The sequence below is a fragment of the Chamaesiphon sp. VAR_69_metabat_338 genome (genome assembly GCF_031423935.1).
GTDB lineage: Bacteria > Cyanobacteriota > Cyanobacteriia > Cyanobacteriales > Chamaesiphonaceae > Chamaesiphon.
Genome location: NZ_JANPGM010000669.1, coordinates 1 through 2,236 on the forward strand (window position 1 = coordinate 1; position 2,236 = coordinate 2,236).

The following is a 2,236-nucleotide window of genomic DNA, read 5'->3' on the forward strand; positions in this document are numbered from 1 at the left end:
TCTTGTGACAATCGAACAAGTATTGGCAGACGATGATGAAAGGCCACAATAGACATACGTCACCTACTTCTGCTCGAACAGCTTTTAAGAAAGAAATTAGAGACTCGATCCGAGGAGCCGCAAGTGGCTTTTTGTTTGGGATTCCATTACTCTACACGATGGAAGTTTGGTGGATTGGTTCGTATGCCGAACCTTTGCCAATGCTCATCGCGTTATTTACTAACTTTGTCGTTGTCTTTTTACTGATTCGGACAGAAGGGTTTCGCGGCACAGTCGATACGACAATGCGCGATACCTCGATCGATAGTATTCAAACTTTGGCAATTGGATTTGTATGTACGGCCTTAACTTTGGTGCTATTGCGACAGATCGATCTCAATACATCAATTAATGAAGCAGTGGGCAAAATTATTTATGAAAGCGTTCCGTTTACGCTGGGTGTAGCTGTTGCCGATTCATTTTTAAGTGGAGATCGCAGTCGAGATACTAACACACCGAAATCTTCATCTTCACAGTCTAAAACCGCAGAAATTAATGCTACTCTCGCAGATGTGGGTGCAACTTCGATCGGTGCTCTGTTTATTGCATTCACAATCGCACCAACGCAAGAGGTACCGATGTTGGCATCAGCAATGACGCCGCCTTGGCTACTAGCTACAATCGCCGCTTCTTTACTAATTTCCTATGGGATTGTGTTTGTGGCTGGTTTAACCAACCAAGCTAAACGTTACCAACAGACAGGTCTATTTCATCGACCGATTACTGAGACTTTCATCGCTTATATTGTTTCATTACTATCTGGGTTATTAATGTTGTGGTTTTTCCATCAACTCAGTTTTGAAGATCCGTGGACAGTGTGGTTGAGCCATGCGATCGTGCTAGGATTGCCAGCCTCAATTGGTGGTGCAGCAGGACGGATCGTGGTATGAGTGAATCCGAACAAAAACAACAGCGATCTGTTGCCGAATGGGTAACATTTGGCATCGCATCGAGCATTGTGGCTGGGATTGTGGGATTGGTACTTTATAGTTGGGTGAAAGTCGGAGATCGACCCCCAGTTTTAGCAATCGAACGGAGCGGTAAGATCCGCCAAGCTGATGGCAGTTTTTATGTACCTTTTACCCTCACTAACAAGGGAGGAGATACGGCTGATGCCGTGCGTGTAACTGCCCGATTGCGGATCGATCGAGATGTCGAAGAAACGGGCGAACAGCAATTCGATTTCTTAGCCGGAGGCGAAGCCGAAGAAGGCGTATTTTTGTTTAGCCGCAATCCCCAAAACGGCAAGTTAATTTTGCGCGTTACTAGCTATCGAAAACCTTAACCACGATCGGTTATTGCTTGTAGCTATTCATCATTACTTTCGATTGGCTAGGTAGCTTATTTCGACAATTCGATCGTCTAACTCCCAACTAATTCAATATCTACCAAACTACAGGTTTGTGGCGACTTAACCAGTAACCCGTATTCAATCCCTTGGGCGACAGCTTGATAAGATGCTTCGAGGATATTATCAGAGACACCGATCGTCGTCCAGCGATGTAAACCATTGCTCGATTCTACTAATACCCGCGTCACGGCGGAAGTTCCGGCACCACCATCGATAATTCGCACCTTATAGTCGGTGAGATAGCACTTATTGAGTTCGGGGTAAAACTGACTCAAAGCTTTGCGTAAGGCGGCATCAAGAGCGGAAACGGGGCCATTACCTTCGGCGGCTTCGAGGATATTTTGACCATCGACGGCGATTTTAATCGTCGCCAGGGAGTGGTGTTTGGTGGCGTTGGCGTAGTCTCGTTCGGGGATAATCGCGCAATGTACCTGAAAATCTTGGATTGTAAACAGCGTCGCCGTTTGACCGAGAATTTCGCGCATCAAGAGTTCAAAACTTGCCTCGGCTCCTTCAAATTGGTAGCCTTGATATTCCAATTCCTTAAGTCTGGCTAAAATCTGCCGCGTGCGCGGATCTTCTTTAGTAAGTGTCAAACCCATCTCGCTAGCTTTGATCAGCACATTGCTCAATCCCGACTGTTCAGAAATCGCAATCCGGCGTTCGTTGCCAACTTGAGTGGGGGCGATATGTTCGTAGGTGAAGGGATTGCGTTCGACGGCGGAGACGTGGATACCGCCTTTATGACTGAAGGCGCACTTGCCGACAAAGGCGGCATAATCATTCGGCGCGACGTTTGCCACTTCGCTGACAAACCTACTCACTTGCGTCAAGCGGGTGAGATTG

Annotated in this window: 3 protein-coding genes; 2 read left to right on the top strand and 1 reads right to left on the bottom strand. The window is 46.9% G+C overall.

What is annotated here, in order from left to right:
• Positions 1-32: 32 nt before the first annotated feature.
• Positions 33-929 (top strand): TIGR02587 family membrane protein, encoded by an 897-nt coding sequence (locus tag RMO84_RS18505; RefSeq protein ID WP_310489910.1) that lies wholly within the window; start codon positions 33-35, stop codon positions 927-929.
• Complete coding sequence (locus tag RMO84_RS18510; RefSeq protein WP_310489911.1) at positions 926-1,324, top strand: TIGR02588 family protein; 399 nt, start codon at positions 926-928, stop codon at positions 1,322-1,324. The genes RMO84_RS18505 and RMO84_RS18510 overlap by 4 nt, the downstream gene beginning before the upstream one ends.
• Before the next feature lie 77 nt (positions 1,325-1,401).
• On the opposite strand, the gene RMO84_RS18515 is transcribed toward RMO84_RS18510, so the two are convergent.
• The coding region (locus tag RMO84_RS18515; RefSeq protein WP_310489912.1) for an alpha-isopropylmalate synthase regulatory domain-containing protein at positions 1,402-2,236 on the bottom strand (835 nt) is incomplete at its 5' end.

Bases quoted from the DNA above. Each gene is read 5' to 3' on its own strand.
- RMO84_RS18505 (WP_310489910.1), top strand. From the start codon at position 33: ATGATGAAAGGCCACAATAGACATACGTCACCTACTTCTGCTCGAACA.
- RMO84_RS18510 (WP_310489911.1), top strand. From the start codon at position 926: ATGAGTGAATCCGAACAAAAACAACAGCGATCTGTTGCCGAATGGGTA.